The sequence below is a fragment of the Tenacibaculum aiptasiae genome, from assembly GCF_965221665.1.
Taxonomy (GTDB): domain Bacteria; phylum Bacteroidota; class Bacteroidia; order Flavobacteriales; family Flavobacteriaceae; genus Polaribacter; species Polaribacter aiptasiae.
This window is the reverse complement of the sequence record NZ_CBDCSN010000003.1, coordinates 829071-842924: the sequence shown is the minus strand read 5'-3', so window position 1 is coordinate 842924 and position 13854 is coordinate 829071. Positions and strand designations below refer to the sequence as shown.

General features: G+C 29.8%; 15 protein-coding genes and 1 other RNA gene. 6 read left to right on the top strand and 10 right to left on the bottom strand.

What is annotated here, in order from left to right; genetic code table 11:
* Genes ACOQN8_RS15790 through ruvX form a run of 3 tightly spaced genes read right to left on the bottom strand, consistent with a single transcriptional unit; the run spans window position 1 to window position 1503 of the window.
* Window positions 1–423, bottom strand: coding sequence for a DUF5606 family protein (locus ACOQN8_RS15790; protein WP_272149348.1), 423 nt, complete (start codon window positions 421–423; stop codon window positions 1–3).
* Window positions 424–450: 27 nt separating this feature from the next.
* Window positions 451–1038, bottom strand: a complete 588-nt coding sequence (gene def, locus ACOQN8_RS15785) for a peptide deformylase (RefSeq protein WP_150898532.1) — start codon at window positions 1036–1038, stop codon at window positions 451–453.
* Between the two features lie 54 nt (window positions 1039–1092).
* Window positions 1093–1503, bottom strand: coding sequence for a Holliday junction resolvase RuvX (ruvX, locus tag ACOQN8_RS15780; RefSeq protein ID WP_235275256.1), 411 nt, complete (start codon window positions 1501–1503; stop codon window positions 1093–1095).
* Window positions 1504–1619: 116 nt separating this feature from the next.
* On the opposite strand from ruvX, the gene ACOQN8_RS15775 reads away from it, so the two are divergent.
* Complete coding sequence (locus ACOQN8_RS15775) at window positions 1620–2435, top strand: 2,3,4,5-tetrahydropyridine-2,6-dicarboxylate N-succinyltransferase (protein WP_420553400.1); 816 nt, start codon at window positions 1620–1622, stop codon at window positions 2433–2435.
* A 74-nt stretch (window positions 2436–2509) separates the two neighbouring features.
* Here the strand turns inward: ACOQN8_RS15775 and ACOQN8_RS15770 are convergent, their stop codons facing one another.
* Together ACOQN8_RS15770 and ACOQN8_RS15765 are read right to left on the bottom strand one after the other, a co-directional pair.
* The gene (locus ACOQN8_RS15770; protein WP_420553399.1) at window positions 2510–3253 is read right to left on the bottom strand and encodes a glycosyltransferase family 25 protein; all 744 of its coding nucleotides are present in this window, start codon (window positions 3251–3253) and stop codon (window positions 2510–2512) included.
* A complete protein-coding gene (locus tag ACOQN8_RS15765) occupies window positions 3250–4053 on the bottom strand; it encodes an alpha-1,2-fucosyltransferase (protein ID WP_420553398.1) in 804 nt (267 codons plus the stop codon). Before ACOQN8_RS15765 ends, ACOQN8_RS15770 begins: the two co-directional genes overlap by 4 nt.
* 93 nt (window positions 4054–4146) lie before the next feature.
* Between ACOQN8_RS15765 and ACOQN8_RS15760 the strand changes: the two genes are divergently transcribed.
* Together ACOQN8_RS15760 and ACOQN8_RS15755 are read left to right on the top strand one after the other, a co-directional pair.
* Complete coding sequence (locus tag ACOQN8_RS15760) at window positions 4147–4704, top strand: L-threonylcarbamoyladenylate synthase (RefSeq protein ID WP_420553397.1); 558 nt, start codon at window positions 4147–4149, stop codon at window positions 4702–4704.
* Window positions 4705–4708: 4 nt separating this feature from the next.
* Window positions 4709–6133 carry a CCA tRNA nucleotidyltransferase gene (locus ACOQN8_RS15755; RefSeq protein WP_420553396.1) on the top strand — a complete coding sequence of 475 codons (1425 nt, stop codon included), beginning with the start codon at window positions 4709–4711 and terminating at the stop codon, window positions 6131–6133.
* A 34-nt stretch (window positions 6134–6167) separates the two neighbouring features.
* On the opposite strand, the gene ACOQN8_RS15750 is transcribed toward ACOQN8_RS15755, so the two are convergent.
* The 4 genes from ACOQN8_RS15750 to ACOQN8_RS15735 form a co-directional block, all read right to left on the bottom strand.
* Complete coding sequence (locus tag ACOQN8_RS15750) at window positions 6168–7997, bottom strand: ABC transporter ATP-binding protein (RefSeq protein ID WP_420553395.1); 1830 nt, start codon at window positions 7995–7997, stop codon at window positions 6168–6170.
* The gene (locus tag ACOQN8_RS15745; RefSeq protein ID WP_420553394.1) at window positions 7997–9706 is read right to left on the bottom strand and encodes a phospho-sugar mutase; all 1710 of its coding nucleotides are present in this window, start codon (window positions 9704–9706) and stop codon (window positions 7997–7999) included. Before ACOQN8_RS15745 ends, ACOQN8_RS15750 begins: the two co-directional genes overlap by 1 nt.
* Window positions 9707–9738: 32 nt before the next feature.
* Window positions 9739–10695 (bottom strand): glycosyltransferase family 2 protein, encoded by a 957-nt coding sequence (locus ACOQN8_RS15740; protein ID WP_420553393.1) that lies wholly within the window; start codon window positions 10693–10695, stop codon window positions 9739–9741.
* A gap of 81 nt (window positions 10696–10776) precedes the next feature.
* On the bottom strand, window positions 10777–11298 hold the full coding sequence (locus tag ACOQN8_RS15735) for a DUF4199 domain-containing protein (protein ID WP_420553392.1): 522 nt from the start codon (window positions 11296–11298) through the stop codon (window positions 10777–10779).
* 164 nt (window positions 11299–11462) lie between these two features.
* Between ACOQN8_RS15735 and ffs the strand changes: the two genes are divergently transcribed.
* An RNA gene (ffs, locus tag ACOQN8_RS15730) (signal recognition particle sRNA small type) lies at window positions 11463–11561 on the top strand.
* Window positions 11562–11585: 24 nt separating this feature from the next.
* Here ffs and xerA read toward each other — a convergent pair.
* Complete coding sequence (gene xerA, locus ACOQN8_RS15725; RefSeq protein WP_420553391.1) at window positions 11586–12497, bottom strand: site-specific tyrosine recombinase/integron integrase; 912 nt, start codon at window positions 12495–12497, stop codon at window positions 11586–11588.
* A gap of 97 nt (window positions 12498–12594) precedes the next feature.
* On the opposite strand from xerA, the gene ACOQN8_RS15720 reads away from it, so the two are divergent.
* Together ACOQN8_RS15720 and ACOQN8_RS15715 are read left to right on the top strand one after the other, a co-directional pair.
* Window positions 12595–13116, top strand: coding sequence for a hypothetical protein (locus ACOQN8_RS15720; protein ID WP_272149334.1), 522 nt, complete (start codon window positions 12595–12597; stop codon window positions 13114–13116).
* Between the two features lie 138 nt (window positions 13117–13254).
* Window positions 13255–13848 carry a porin family protein gene (locus ACOQN8_RS15715; RefSeq protein ID WP_272149332.1) on the top strand — a complete coding sequence of 198 codons (594 nt, stop codon included), beginning with the start codon at window positions 13255–13257 and terminating at the stop codon, window positions 13846–13848.
* Window positions 13849–13854 lie beyond the last annotated feature (6 nt).

The following is a 13854-nucleotide window of genomic DNA, read 5'->3' as shown; positions in this document are numbered from 1 at the left end:
TTATTCTTCTTCCTCTGTAGTTACAGCCTCAACAGCTAAAGTATTAAAGTCAAAGTTAGCTTTAGCTAAAGTATTGTACCATTGAATTACTTTTTTGATATTAGAAGCATATACACGTTCTTCATCAAAATCAGGTAAAATTTCAGAAAAGTATTCTGTTAATTTAGCAGCACTTTCTTTATGAGAAATAGCTTCTTTATTATCTTCTTTATCAGCAATGTTTTTGAAAATTTTAGCTAAAGGAACTTCCTCTTCGTATGTGTAAATAGCAATGTTCTCTAATAAGCTTACATTATGTGTAGCTGTAATAGGAAAACGCTTACCATCAACGATAGATTTTACGATAACTCCTGTTTTAGTTTGTGATAAAATTTCAAATAATCCTGGTTTACCAGTAACGGCAATAATTTTGTTAAATTCCATATTAAAATATTTTAAGTCTTATTAAGACTATCTTCTTTTCGCATTAGGAAAACGCATTCTATATCCAGCGTTAATCTTTCCTTTTGATATATTTTCTAATTTCTTTTTAATTAATCGTTTTTTCAATGAAGAAAGTTTATCGGTAAATAAAACTCCCTCAATATGATCGTATTCATGTTGAAAAACACGTGCAGCTAAACCACTGATAGTTTCAGTGTGTTTTTCAAAGTTTTCATCTTGATATTCGATAGTGATGGTTTCTTGACGAAAAACATCTTCTCTAACATCAGGAATACTTAAACAACCTTCATTAAATGCCCATTCATCACCTTCTTCTTTGATGATTTTAGCATTAATAAAAACACGATTAAAGTCTTTTAATACATTTCTATCTTCTTCTTCTAATTCCTCATCTTCCGCAAAAGGAGATGCATCGATTAAAAAAAGACGAATTGCTTTTCCTATTTGAGGAGCAGCAAGACCTACACCTTGTGCATTATACATAGTTTCTCTCATATCAGAAATCAATTTTTCTAATTGAGGATAATCTTTATCGATTTCTTGTCCTACTTTACGTAATACGGGATCTCCGTAAGCAACAATGGGTAAAATCATGTATTTTTTAATTTTTAAGAGTGCAAAAATACAAAGAATGGTTTGTGTAGAAAACTATTTGTTGTATAAATACGATTGTAAAATGATTGTAGCACTTATTTCGTCTACTAAGGCCTTATTTTGACGTTGTTTCTTTTTTAAACCGCTATCAATCATAGTTTGAAAAGCCATTTTAGAAGTAAAACGCTCATCAACTCTTTTTAAAGGGATAGTTGGGATTGATTTTTTAAGTTTTTCTATAAAAGGAAGAATTAATTCTTCACTTTGACTATCTGTATTATCCATTTGTTTAGGTTTACCAATAACAAACAATTCTACATTTTCTTTTTTAGTATAATCAATTAAGAAAGTTATTAATTCATTGGTATTAACAGTAGTTAAACCAGAAGCGATAATTTGTAGTTCATCGGTAACAGCAATTCCTGTTCTTTTTTTACCGAAATCTATGGCTAAAATTCGTCCCAAATATATTTGTTTTTGACAAAAATACGCATTTTAAACAATGCGCAAACATCTGTTTAAAAAATGTATATTCGCGTTACATTGAAACGGAGATTTTATATTTGTAGAAAATTTTAAAAATGACAGAATTACAATCTATTATAGAAAAAGCATGGGATAATCGTGATTTATTAAAAGAAGAAAACACGATTAATGCAATTAGAAAAGTGGTTGATTTATTAGATGCTGGTGAATTACGTGTTGCTGAGCCTACTGAAAATGGTTGGCAAGTTAATGAATGGGTAAAAAAGGCAGTAGTGTTATATTTCCCAATTCAAAAAATGGAAACTTTAGAAGCTGGTATTTTTGAATATCACGATAAAATTCCATTAAAAAGAAATTACGAAGCAAAAGGAATTAGAGTTGTGCCAAATGCTGTAGCACGTCATGGAGCTTATATTTCGGCAGGAACTATTTTAATGCCTAGTTATGTAAATATTGGTGCTTATGTAGATGAAGGAACTATGGTTGATACTTGGGCTACTGTTGGTTCATGTGCTCAAATAGGTAAAAATGTTCATTTATCAGGTGGTGTTGGTATTGGAGGTGTTTTAGAGCCTTTACAAGCTGCTCCAGTAATTATTGAAGATGGTGCTTTTATTGGGTCTCGTTGTATTGTTGTTGAAGGTGTTAGAGTAGAGAAGGAAGCTGTTTTAGGTGCTAATGTAGTATTAACTATGAGTACTAAAATTATAGATGTAACAGGTGATGAACCAGTAGAAATGAAAGGTGTAGTACCTTCTCGTTCTGTTGTAATTCCTGGTAGCTATACTAAGAAATTTGCTGCTGGAGAATACCAAGTTCCTTGTGCTTTAATTATTGGAAAGCGTAAAGAGAGTACTAATAAAAAGACCTCTTTAAATGATGCTTTAAGAGAGTATGATGTAGCTGTATAGAACGAATAATATATAAAATAAAAAAAAACACCAAATGAAATTTGGTGTTTTTTTTTATTTTATAAACTTTAGATTTATTTTTTATAAAAACTATAATTTCTAATAAATCTGTATGTTTTATAGGTAAGTAATGCTATAAGTTGCCATAAAGGTCTAAGAACTTCTCTAATCACTTTTTTATATAAAGGCATCTTTTTTTGCTGTATTGTTGTACCTCCAATATTAAAATCATTACTTTTTACATATTCTTTTCGAGTTACTAAAACAGGTGTCTTATGTTTGAAAATATCTTGTTTAATAACATCAATAGGAGAATAATAGGCTCCTAAATTACTGGATAGTTTTTTAGCTGCCTCTTTACCTATTATTTGCCCTGTAGTTTGCAATGGTGGAACTAAGAACTTTGTAGTATAGTCTGTTTGACTTAAGGTGTAAAAACCTTTTCTTCCTGAAATATCAACAAAATCTTCAGTAGTGACATCGTTTAATATATTAGGTAGATCAGTAAAAAAATCATCAGTAAGTAATGCGTCATCTTCCAAAACAATCGCATAATCTTCTTCTTGATTTTGAATAATTTCCCAAAGTTTGAAATAGGTCATTGTTAAACCAATTTCACCATCGTTTAAATATGGGTAATGTGTAAGTATGTTATGTTGTTTTTTAGACTTTCTTAAAAAATCACTTGGTAATTCTTTTCCGTATACAGCTGGCATCCTTTCTAATGGAACATTCAGTTTTTTAAACTGATCTTCCATAAAGTCCCTTCTCTGAACGCTCTTATCTAAATTTATATAGTATACTTTGTATGATTTCATATTCTAACCCAGTTTTGAGGTACTATTTCATTTTCTTTATCTATATACCACTGTTTAGGAGCTATTACTGTTTTATTTTCGTTTTTGTTAAGCCAAGCTCCCCACCAAGAAAAAGTACTATTAGCAGTAATATTATGATTACATAAACTCATTAAATAAATATCTTCATGAGGTATTGTTTTATGATCTACATATACAGCATTTTCAACAGGTAAATTACTTTTTACCCATTCAATATCGTCAGAGAAAATAAAGAACTTCACCTCACCATACTTTTTATTTAGTAGTTCAATAGCTTCTTTGTAATACTCTAGACTACAAGTACCATGAACACTATTAGCTTTTTGATCAGAAATATAATCGCCTCTTCTTATATGTAAAGAACAGCTAACTTTTGCCTCTTTTATTTGCTTACTATAATCTTTAGTAGAGGCAGCTAAATCAATATTAATAGTGAATTGTTCTAGTAAAGTATCTCTAATTTCTGAAAAATATTTTTCAGTTTGAAAATACCCTTTAACATACTCATTTCCCTTTATCGATTTAAAATCTTGATTAAAAAGAAGACTTTTTTCTTTTAAAGATTTTTTTAAGCCTAATTTTCCTAAGTTGATAGCAAATGAACTAGCAGAGTCTAAATCAATTTTATATTTATCTAATTGATATCCTCCATGGAGTTTATACTTTTTGAATTTTGTAATATCAATTTTTACATCATAGCCTGAGAGTTGAAGGGCCTTTGCATATGCATATTGAAACATTTGGTTTCCAAGACCACCAACTATTCTTATAATTACCATATTTAGTTTTTATGTAAAGAGAATTGTAATTTTGTATTCTCGAACAAATGTACTTAAATTGTTATAAAAACAGAGTCAAAAGATAACAGAAAGATGTTGGAAGAAATAAACAGAACAGAAAGTTTTTTAAAAAAAGGTGAAATTATTTTATACCCTACAGATACTGTTTGGGGAATAGGCTGTGATGCAACAGATACAAAATCAGTAAAACGAATTTTTGAAATTAAAAATAGAGAAGAATCTAAAAGTTTAATCATTTTAGTAGATTCTATTGAAATGTTGCAACAATATATTGATGAAATTCCTGAAGATGCTTTAAAGATTTTAAAGGAAAATAAAAAACCAACTACAATCATATATAACAATCCTAAAGGGTTAGCAAAGAATACAATCGCTTCTAATAATACTGTCGCAATTCGTATACCAGATGATGAATTTTGTAAGCAGTTAATTAAAAAGTTTGGGAAGCCAATTGTATCAACTTCTGCAAATATTAGTGGTGAACCAACAGCTAAATCATTTTCAGAAATAAGCAATGCTATTTTAAATAGTGTAGATTATGTGGTAGATTTGCACAGAGAAAAAATAACCCAAAAATCATCAACAATCTTAAGAATTGATAATGGTTCTGTGATTGTGATAAGAGAGTAAATACATGCAACAGCAATATTATAAAGAAGCAATTACTGCTGAAATATTTCAATATATATCAAAAGCAACTGAAGAACTACAATTAGAAAGTTATGTAATTGGAGGTTTTGTTCGCGATTTTATTTTAAAAAGAGGAGATGCAAAAGATATAGATGTTGTTACTGTAGGAAGCGGAATTGAGTTAGCAAAAAAAGTAGCTTCTTTATTACCTAATATGCCTAAAGTACAAGTTTTTAAAACGTATGGAACAGCAATGTTACGTTATAAAGACACTGAAATAGAATTTGTTGGAGCTAGGAAAGAATCTTACAAAGAAGATAGTAGAAATCCTGAAGTTGAAGCAGGAACGCTTCAAGATGATCAGAATAGAAGAGACTTTACCATAAATGCATTAGCTTTAAGTTTAAATAAAGATTCTTTTGGTTTATTATTAGACCCTTTTGGAGGTATTACCGATTTAGAATCAAAAATTATAAGAACTCCTTTAGATCCAGATATAACATATTCTGACGATCCTTTACGTATGATGCGAGCAATTCGTTTTGCAACGCAATTAAATTTCACAATTGAAAAAGGATCATTAGATGCCATAACAAAAAACGCATCTCGAATTGATATTATTACAAGGGAAAGAATAGTTGTAGAGTTAAACAAAATATTAGAATCACCTAAACCTTCTATTGGTTTCTTGCTTTTAGAAAAAACAAATTTATTGCAGAAAATAATGCCTGAATTGGTTGCTTTAAAAGGAGTAGAGGAGATTGAAGGTCAAAAGCATAAAGATAATTTTTATCATTCATTAGAAGTGGTTGATAATATTTCTGAAAATACAGATGATGTTTGGTTACGTTGGGCAGCTTTGTTGCACGATATAGGAAAAGCTCCAACTAAACGTTACCACAAAAAACAAGGATGGACATTTCATGCGCATGAATTTGTAGGTTCTAAAATGGTTTATAAACTTTTTAAACGTTTAAAAATGCCATTGAATAACAAAATGAAGTTTGTTCAAAAGATGGTATTGTTAAGTTCTCGACCTATTGTTTTAGCAAGTGAAGTAACAGATTCTGCTGTACGTCGTTTAGTTTTTGATGCAGGTGACGATGTAGATTCGCTAATGACTTTATGTGAGGCAGATATTACTACTAAAAATCCTAAGAAGTTTAAACGTTATCATAAGAATTTTGAATTAGTTCGTATCAAAATAAAAGAAGTTGAAGAGCGTGATAGAATTCGTAATTTCCAACCACCTATTACTGGAGAAGAAATAATGAAAGCTTTCGATTTAACTCCATGTAGAGAAATAGGACAAATAAAAGAAGCTATTAAAGAAGCTATTTTAGATGGTAAAATCCCTAATGAACATGAAGCTTCATATGAATTTATGATTGAGAAGGGAAAGAAGTTAGGCTTAGAATTAAAGATATAAAAAAAGAGAAGTTTTAAAACTTCTCTTTTTTTATTTATGATAATGATTGCATTGAAACAAGTTTAAAGTATTCACCTTTTTTGTTTAGTAATTCTTCATGTTTTCCTTGTTCAACAATTTGCCCTTTTCTTAAAACGACAATGTTATCTGCTTTTTGTATAGTTGATAATCTATGGGCAATAACTAAGGAAGTTCTGTTTTCCATCATCTTTTCTAAAGCAGCTTGCACTAATTGTTCAGACTCTGTATCTAAAGCAGATGTAGCTTCATCTAATACCATGATAGGTGGGTTCTTTAAAACCGCTCTAGCTATAGATAAACGTTGCTTTTGACCACCTGAAAGCATATTACCACTATCACCAATATTGGTTTCAAATTGCTCAGGTAAATCTTTTATAAATTCATAAGCATTGGCAATATCAGAAGCTTCTCTAATCTCTTTTTCAGAAGCCTTTTCGTTTCCTAGTTTTAAGTTATTAGCAATAGTATCGTTAAAAAGAATAGAATCTTGCGTTACAATACCCATTAAATCTCTTAAAGACTTTTTAGAAATCTCTTTGATGTTTTCTCCATCAATAGTAATATCTCCTTTATTTACATCATAAAAACGAGTAATTAAGTTTGCTAATGTAGATTTTCCACTTCCAGATTGCCCAACTAAAGCAACTGTTTCTCCTTTAGGAATTGTTAGTGAAAAGTCTTTTAAAACATATTCATCTTTATACTTAAAAGAAATGTTATTAAATGAAATTTCATTTTCGAAGTTTTCCTTTACAATAGCATTTTTTTTATCTTTTATATTGTTTTCTGTATTTAAAATATGCATAATTCTCTCCGCTGAAGCTTCTCCTTTTTGGATGTTGTAATATGCAGTTGTAATCAGTTTTATAGGGTTTAAAACTGTATAAAATAAAAGGATATAAGCTAAAAACTTACTAGGTTCTAAATCGCTAGTTTTGTTTATAACTTCACTTCCTCCATACCACAAAATAGCTATAATAGTTGCAGAACCTAAAAACTCACTCATTGGTGAAGCTAATGTTTGTCTATGAAAAACACTAGTCATTAATTTTCTAAATCTCTGAGTAGAATCAAAGAACTTATTTCGAATTACATTTTCTGCATTAAAACCTTTAATAACCCTTAATCCTGTTAACGTTTCTTCAATGAATGATAAAAACGTACCTGTTTCTTTTTGAGCTTTTAAAGAGCTAGCTTTTAGTTTTTTACTAATAGAAGAAATTATAAACCCAGAAACTGGAAGTAAAATAAAAACAAATAAAGTTAATTTAACACTCATTGAAATCATTATTGAAATAGCAATGATAACAGTAAGAGGTTCTCTTACAATTGCTTCAATAGATGTAAGCATTGAAATTTCTATTTCTTGAACATCAGAAGTCATTCTGGCAATAATATCACCTTTTCTTTTCTCAGTAAAATATGATATAGGAAGCTCTACAAGTTTATTATATAATTTATCTCGTAAATCTTTAACTACACCGGTTCTTAAAAATGTTATTGAATAGGATGCTAAATACCTAAAAAAGTTTTTTAGAAAGAAAAGTGAGAGCGATAACATGCATATAAAAAATAAAACATTAATCTCTCCATCATTAATTATTTTTTGAGAAATAAAGTAATTAAAACTACTTTCAGCATAACTACCTAGATGAGTTATTCCTTCATATTCAGGTTTTATATTAACCTTTTCTTCTTTGCCAAAAAGAATATTCAATACAGGAATAAATGCTAATACAGAAAGTACATTAAAAAGTGCATAAAAAATATTGAATACAATATTTAAAACTGTAAACTTTCTGTATTTTCTTTCATATTTTAAAATATCTTTAAAATATCCCATTATAAATTTAATTCTTTAATAATTCGTTGAATTTTAGTGTCTAATTTCTTTTCAGTTTCTTGAGCATTTTCAACCGAATCTAATGCTGTTTTTACACTGAAATAAAACTTAATTTTTGGTTCTGTTCCACTAGGACGAGCCGCTATTTTAGTACCATCTTCTGTATGATAGATTAGTACATTTGATTTAGGAACATCAATTGTTGTTTCTTCACCAGTAATCAAGTTTCTTTTAATAGAAGATTGATAATCGTATACATATGATACTTTAGAGTTATCTATCTCCTTAATAGGATTGTTACGTAAATCAATCATCATTTGTTTGATTTGTTCTGCACCATCCATTCCTTTTTTAACAATAGAAATTAAATGTTCTTTGTAAAAGTTATGACGTGTATAAAGGCTTAATAATTCTTCATAAAATGAACTATTATTTGCTTTGGCATCGGCAGCAATTTCACAAGCTAATAAAGCTGAAGTAACTGCATCTTTATCGCGAACAAAGTCGCCAACCATATATCCAAAACTTTCTTCTCCACCACCTATAAAATCTAGAGTAGGGAAGTCTTTAATCATTTTAGCAATCCATTTAAAACCAGTCAGCCCAACTTTAGTTTCCACACCGTAAGAATCGGCAATTTCATTGACTAAATTAGTAGATACAATAGTTGACCCTATAAATTGACTCCCGTTTAATTTACCTTGTTTTTTCCAATCGTTAATTAAGAAATCGGTCATCATACTCATAGTCTGATTTCCGTTTAATAATTTCATTTTTCCTTCTGTATCACGAACAGCAATACCAATTCTATCAGAATCAGGATCAGTTCCTAAAACAATGTCAGCTCCAATTTTATTAGCTAAGTCAACAGCCATTTGTAATGCTTCAGGCTCTTCTGGATTAGGCGATTTTACTGTTGGGAAACTACCATTAGGTTCAGCTTGTTCTTCAACAATATGAACTTGTGTATATCCAGCACGTTTTAATACTTCTGGAATTAATTTAATAGAAGTTCCATGTAATGAGGTAAATACAATTTTTAAGTCTTCACGACCTTTAATATTAAAAGTACCATTTTTGATAGAGGCATCCCAAAAAGCTTCGTCTACTTCGTTTCCTATAGTTGAGATAAGCTCTTCTTTAGCGTTAAAATTAATGTTAGTAAATTCTAAAGAGTTCACTTCATCAATAATTCCTTTATCTTCTGGCGGTACGATTTGACCACCATCTGTCCAGTACACTTTATATCCATTATATTCAGGTGGATTGTGAGAGGCAGTCAATACAATTCCAACATCACAACCTAAATGGTTTACTGCAAAAGATAATTCTGGAGTAGGGCGTAGATCTTCAAAAAGAACTACACTAATATTATTGGCAGATAATACATCAGCAACAACTTTAGCTAACCATTTGCTATCATGACGACAATCGTAACCAATAGCTACTTTTAATTCTTTATTAGGAAATACTTTATGTAAGTAGTTACTTAAACCTTGAGTAGCTTTACCTAAGGTATATTTATTAATTCTATTGGTTCCTGCTCCAACAACACCGCGCATTCCACCAGTACCAAATTCTAAATTTTTATAAAATCGATCAGCCAAATCATCAGAGTTAGTATCGATTAATTGTTGAATTTCTTCATTAGTTTCTGAATCAAAAGAATCAGATAACCATAATTTTGCTTTGTTTAAGATCTCTTCCATGTGTAAAAATAAAAACGTACAAAGGTACGGGTTTAAAAATTCAATTTCTCTTTAATAGAGTAGTGTTTTTGTTGAGGACTACTTTTGATGATTAATTCACCTAAGAATCCTGCTAGAAACAACAAGGTACCTAAAATCATTGAAGTAAGCGCTATATAAAACCAAGGATTATTAGTAACTAGAATAGTTTTTGCTCCAACAGATAGTCTATATAGTTTCATCATACCAATATAAAAGGCAGAGAAAAAACCAAAAATGAACATAAAACTACCCCAAAGACCAAAAAAGTGCATAGGTCTTTTTCCAAATTTTGATAAAAACGAAATGGTAATTAAATCTAAAAAACCATTGATAAAACGATCCATACCAAATTTAGTAACCCCATACTTACGAGCTTGGTGTTGCACAACTTTCTCGTCAATACGATTAAAACCTTCATTTTTAGCTAAAACAGGTATGTAACGATGCATTTCACCACTTACCTTAACAGCTTTTACTACGTCTTTTTTGTAAGCTTTTAAGCCGCAGTTAAAATCGTGTAATTTTAAACCAGAGGTTTTACGAGCTGCCCAATTAAATAATTTAGAAGGAATGTTTTTGGTTACAACATTATCGTAACGTTTCTTTTTCCAACCTGAAATTAAATCGAAATTTTCTTTAACGATAAGATTGTATAATTCAGGAATTTCATCAGGGCTGTCTTGTAAATCGGCATCCATAGTAATAACAACATTACCTTCTGCTAATCCAAAACCAGCATCTAATGCTTGCGATTTACCATAGTTTCGTTGAAAACGTATTCCTTTAACTGATTTGTTTTTAGATGATAAGTCTTGAATTACTTGCCATGAAGTATCAGTACTCCCATCATCAATAAATATAAGTTCGTATAAAAATTGATTGGATTGCATAACTCTTGCAATCCAATCATGTAATTCTTGTAAAGATTCTTCTTCGTTTAGAAGTGGTATTACTACCGATATATCCATATTAATATGTTACAAAATTTAAAAGGGTAAAGTTACGAAGTCTTTCTTAAAACAGCTAAACTATTACCTCTTAAACTCTTCTTAATATTGGTTTTCTTCTGTTTTCTTCATGATAGCACCACCAATAGCAGAGATTACAAATCCAAAGAAAGCAGAAACAACAATTGATAAAGGAACTGTAATCATAGGACTTTGCATTTTTTGCATCATAGCTTCTGAAGCTTCCATTTGATCTTCATTGTAACCAGCATCTATCCACGCTTGTCTTTGTATTTCTAAAGCTTGTTCTTGAATAGTAGGGTCAATAACATTAGTGAAAATTAAAGTATATATAGTTGAAATAATTCCACTTATCACGGCTATTCCAACACCTACTTTTACAGCTTGACCAAAAGTTAAGAATCCACCATTATCAGCTTTGAATTTTTTAATACCTAAAATAATTAAAACGACCATAGCTATAAAACCTATAATCCCTGATAACCAACCTAGAGATATTAAGTTTCCAGTTGCATAAAAAATTAGATGAATAAAAACTCCTGCAATACCTAAGTATAATCCGTAGTTTAAAATAGTTCCTTTACTGTTTGCTTGATTTTCCATTGTTTGTATTTAGTTAGTTTAACAAATATATTATTTTGTTTTAGATGATTTTAAATTAAAAAAAATCTATCGAACAATTCATTAGTATTCAAAGAGTTAAAAATGTTACAAAAAATACTGCTTTTTTTTTGTTGTTTTTCTCAAAAAAGGCTGTAAATTTGCAGCGGCAAGTTCTACACAACTAGCTCCCTTTGAATCCCCCAGGGCGGGAACGCAGCAAGGGTATTAGGTTGTAGCAGTGTGATGTAGGTAGCTTGCCATTTTTTGTATCCGATATTTTCCTTTTTTTACTTTAAATTTTTATTACTTCTAGGATGATGTAATTCAACAACTTCCTTAAGGAAACTAGTATCTAAATGTACATATATTTCTGTAGTAGTAATACTTTCATGTCCTAATAATTGTTGTATTACTCGTAAATCTGCACCGTGTTTTAACAAATAAGTAGCAAATGAATGACGTAAGGTATGAGGTCCAATACTTTTTTTTAGATTGATTTTTGTAGCGAGATCTTTTAAGATAATAAATATCATTTGTCTTGTTAACCGTTTACCTCTTCTGTTTAAAAATACTGTATCTTGATCTTCAACTTTTGGAGTTATTTCACTACGTATATTATTTATGTAAAAATCCAAACGTTGGATGGTAGTAATATGAATGGGGACAAAACGATATTTATTTCCTTTTCCTAATATACGTATATATTCTTCATCAAAGAATAAATCAGAAAGTTGTAAGTTTATCAACTCACTAACACGAAGTCCACAACTATATATAGTTTCTATTATTGTTTTGTTTCGTTCTCCTTGTGGATGACTTAAATCAATAGCAGCGATTAAATTGTCTATTTCTTCTTTTTCTAAAGTATCTGGAAGTTTTCTCGCTATGTTGGGGCTTTCTATTAAATCGGTAGGATTATCCTTTCTATAATCTTCAAAAACTAAATAATCAAAAAAACTACGCAAACTCGATATCAATCGTGCTTGACTTCTAGGATTGATAGTTTTACTAACATCATAAATGAACTCTTGAATACTATTTGAAGATACATTTATAGGAGTTAGGTGCTCATTTAGTAATTCTACGAATAAAATTAACTTTTTTATATCCCTTAAATAGCTCTCAATGGTATTTTTTGAGAGCCCTTTTTCAATTTTTAAGTAACTTTTATAATCGGATGTTGCTTGTTCCCAGTTCATTATAAAATTATGTTTTTTTTATGTTAAAAAAGGATAATCAGGACTAAAAATAGAACTAAATTTGCAGACGAAATTATAATTAATTAAATTAAAAATTATGAAAAAATTATTATTAGTTGCTATGATGGCTTTTGGTATGGCTGTTAACGCACAAGAAGGACAATTAAACGTTGGAGGTACTATTGGTTTACCTGTAGGAGATGCAAGTGATGCTTTTGATGTAACTGGAGCTATTGAAGCAAACTACTTATTTAAAGTTTCTGAAAAGTTACAAGTTGGACCATCTGTATCTTATATCCACTTCAATGGAGAAGGAGCTGATTTCGCATTTTTACCATTAGCTGCTGCAGCACGTTATTCTGTTGCTGAAAAAATTAGTGTTGGTGCTGATTTAGGTTATGGTATTGGTATTAGACCTGATGCAAATGATGGTGGTTTTTATTACCGTGCTCTTGTAGGTTATAAAGTAACTGACAATATTACTTTACACCTTGATTATTCTGCAGCTAGAGCTAGTCAAACTTTTACTACTGTAACTCCTTTAGGAACTGTTACTGCTGATGTAACTTCTACTTTAGGTACATTTGGTATTGGAGGAACTTACTCTTTCTCTTTATAATAAAAGAAATTAAGTTTATAAAAGGCGCAGTTATGAATATATAACTGCGCCTTTTTTATTTTATAAAAAAATTTGTAGCTTTTAAAAAAAGTTATAATTTTGCTGAAAATTTAAAAAGAAAATTTAATAAAAATTATTATGAAGAAACTATTACTAGTTGCTATGATGGCATTTGGTCTAACTGCAAATGCACAAGAAAGAGAATCAGGAGATATCGAATTAATCCCTTACATTGGTTATTCTCAATCCTTCTTCAACGGAGACAATTCTAATTTATATGAAAATAAAACATCATTTGCTTTTGGAGCAAGAGGGGATTATTATTTCAATGATAGATGGAGTTTAAGAAGTGGTTTACAGTATGATAATATGGGAGCTTCTGTTAAAGCAAATGGATTTGATTTAAATGTTACATATTTAACTATTCCTGTAAATGCAAACTGGCACTTTGGAAGTACAAGAAAATGGAATTTAAATTTTGGACTTTCAAGTAGTTTTTTATTAGATGCTGAAGGTCAAAATGGAATGAGTTTTAAAGAAGAGGTTAAAGGATTTCAATTAGGTTTTTCATACGGAATTGGATATAAATTAGAAATATCAGATAATTTTAGTTTAATGTTTGATGCTCAAGGAAACGTAGGTATCACTAATATAAATGATATATCTTCTAGTAATGTAAAACAAATGAATGCTATTTCATCATTTAATATTGGTGGAGTATTCAAATTATAAAGAGAT

Excerpts from the sequence above, each read along its gene's own strand:
- def (WP_150898532.1), bottom strand. The coding sequence starts at position 1,038 with ATGATTTTACCCATTGTTGCTTACGGAGATCCCGTATTACGTAAAGTA.
- ACOQN8_RS15720 (WP_272149334.1), top strand. The coding sequence starts at position 12,595 with ATGAAAAAATTATTATTAGTTGCTATGATGGCTTTTGGTATGGCTGTT.
- ACOQN8_RS15755 (WP_420553396.1), top strand. The coding sequence starts at position 4,709 with ATGCAACAGCAATATTATAAAGAAGCAATTACTGCTGAAATATTTCAA.
- ACOQN8_RS15740 (WP_420553393.1), bottom strand. The coding sequence starts at position 10,695 with ATGGATATATCGGTAGTAATACCACTTCTAAACGAAGAAGAATCTTTA.
- ACOQN8_RS15760 (WP_420553397.1), top strand. The coding sequence starts at position 4,147 with ATGTTGGAAGAAATAAACAGAACAGAAAGTTTTTTAAAAAAAGGTGAA.
- ACOQN8_RS15735 (WP_420553392.1), bottom strand. The coding sequence starts at position 11,298 with ATGGAAAATCAAGCAAACAGTAAAGGAACTATTTTAAACTACGGATTA.
- ACOQN8_RS15765 (WP_420553398.1), bottom strand. The coding sequence starts at position 4,053 with ATGGTAATTATAAGAATAGTTGGTGGTCTTGGAAACCAAATGTTTCAA.
- ACOQN8_RS15775 (WP_420553400.1), top strand. The coding sequence starts at position 1,620 with ATGACAGAATTACAATCTATTATAGAAAAAGCATGGGATAATCGTGAT.
- ACOQN8_RS15790 (WP_272149348.1), bottom strand. The coding sequence starts at position 423 with ATGGAATTTAACAAAATTATTGCCGTTACTGGTAAACCAGGATTATTT.
- ACOQN8_RS15715 (WP_272149332.1), top strand. The coding sequence starts at position 13,255 with ATGAAGAAACTATTACTAGTTGCTATGATGGCATTTGGTCTAACTGCA.
- ACOQN8_RS15770 (WP_420553399.1), bottom strand. The coding sequence starts at position 3,253 with ATGAAATCATACAAAGTATACTATATAAATTTAGATAAGAGCGTTCAG.
- ACOQN8_RS15750 (WP_420553395.1), bottom strand. The coding sequence starts at position 7,997 with ATGGGATATTTTAAAGATATTTTAAAATATGAAAGAAAATACAGAAAG.
- ACOQN8_RS15745 (WP_420553394.1), bottom strand. The coding sequence starts at position 9,706 with ATGGAAGAGATCTTAAACAAAGCAAAATTATGGTTATCTGATTCTTTT.
- xerA (WP_420553391.1), bottom strand. The coding sequence starts at position 12,497 with ATGAACTGGGAACAAGCAACATCCGATTATAAAAGTTACTTAAAAATT.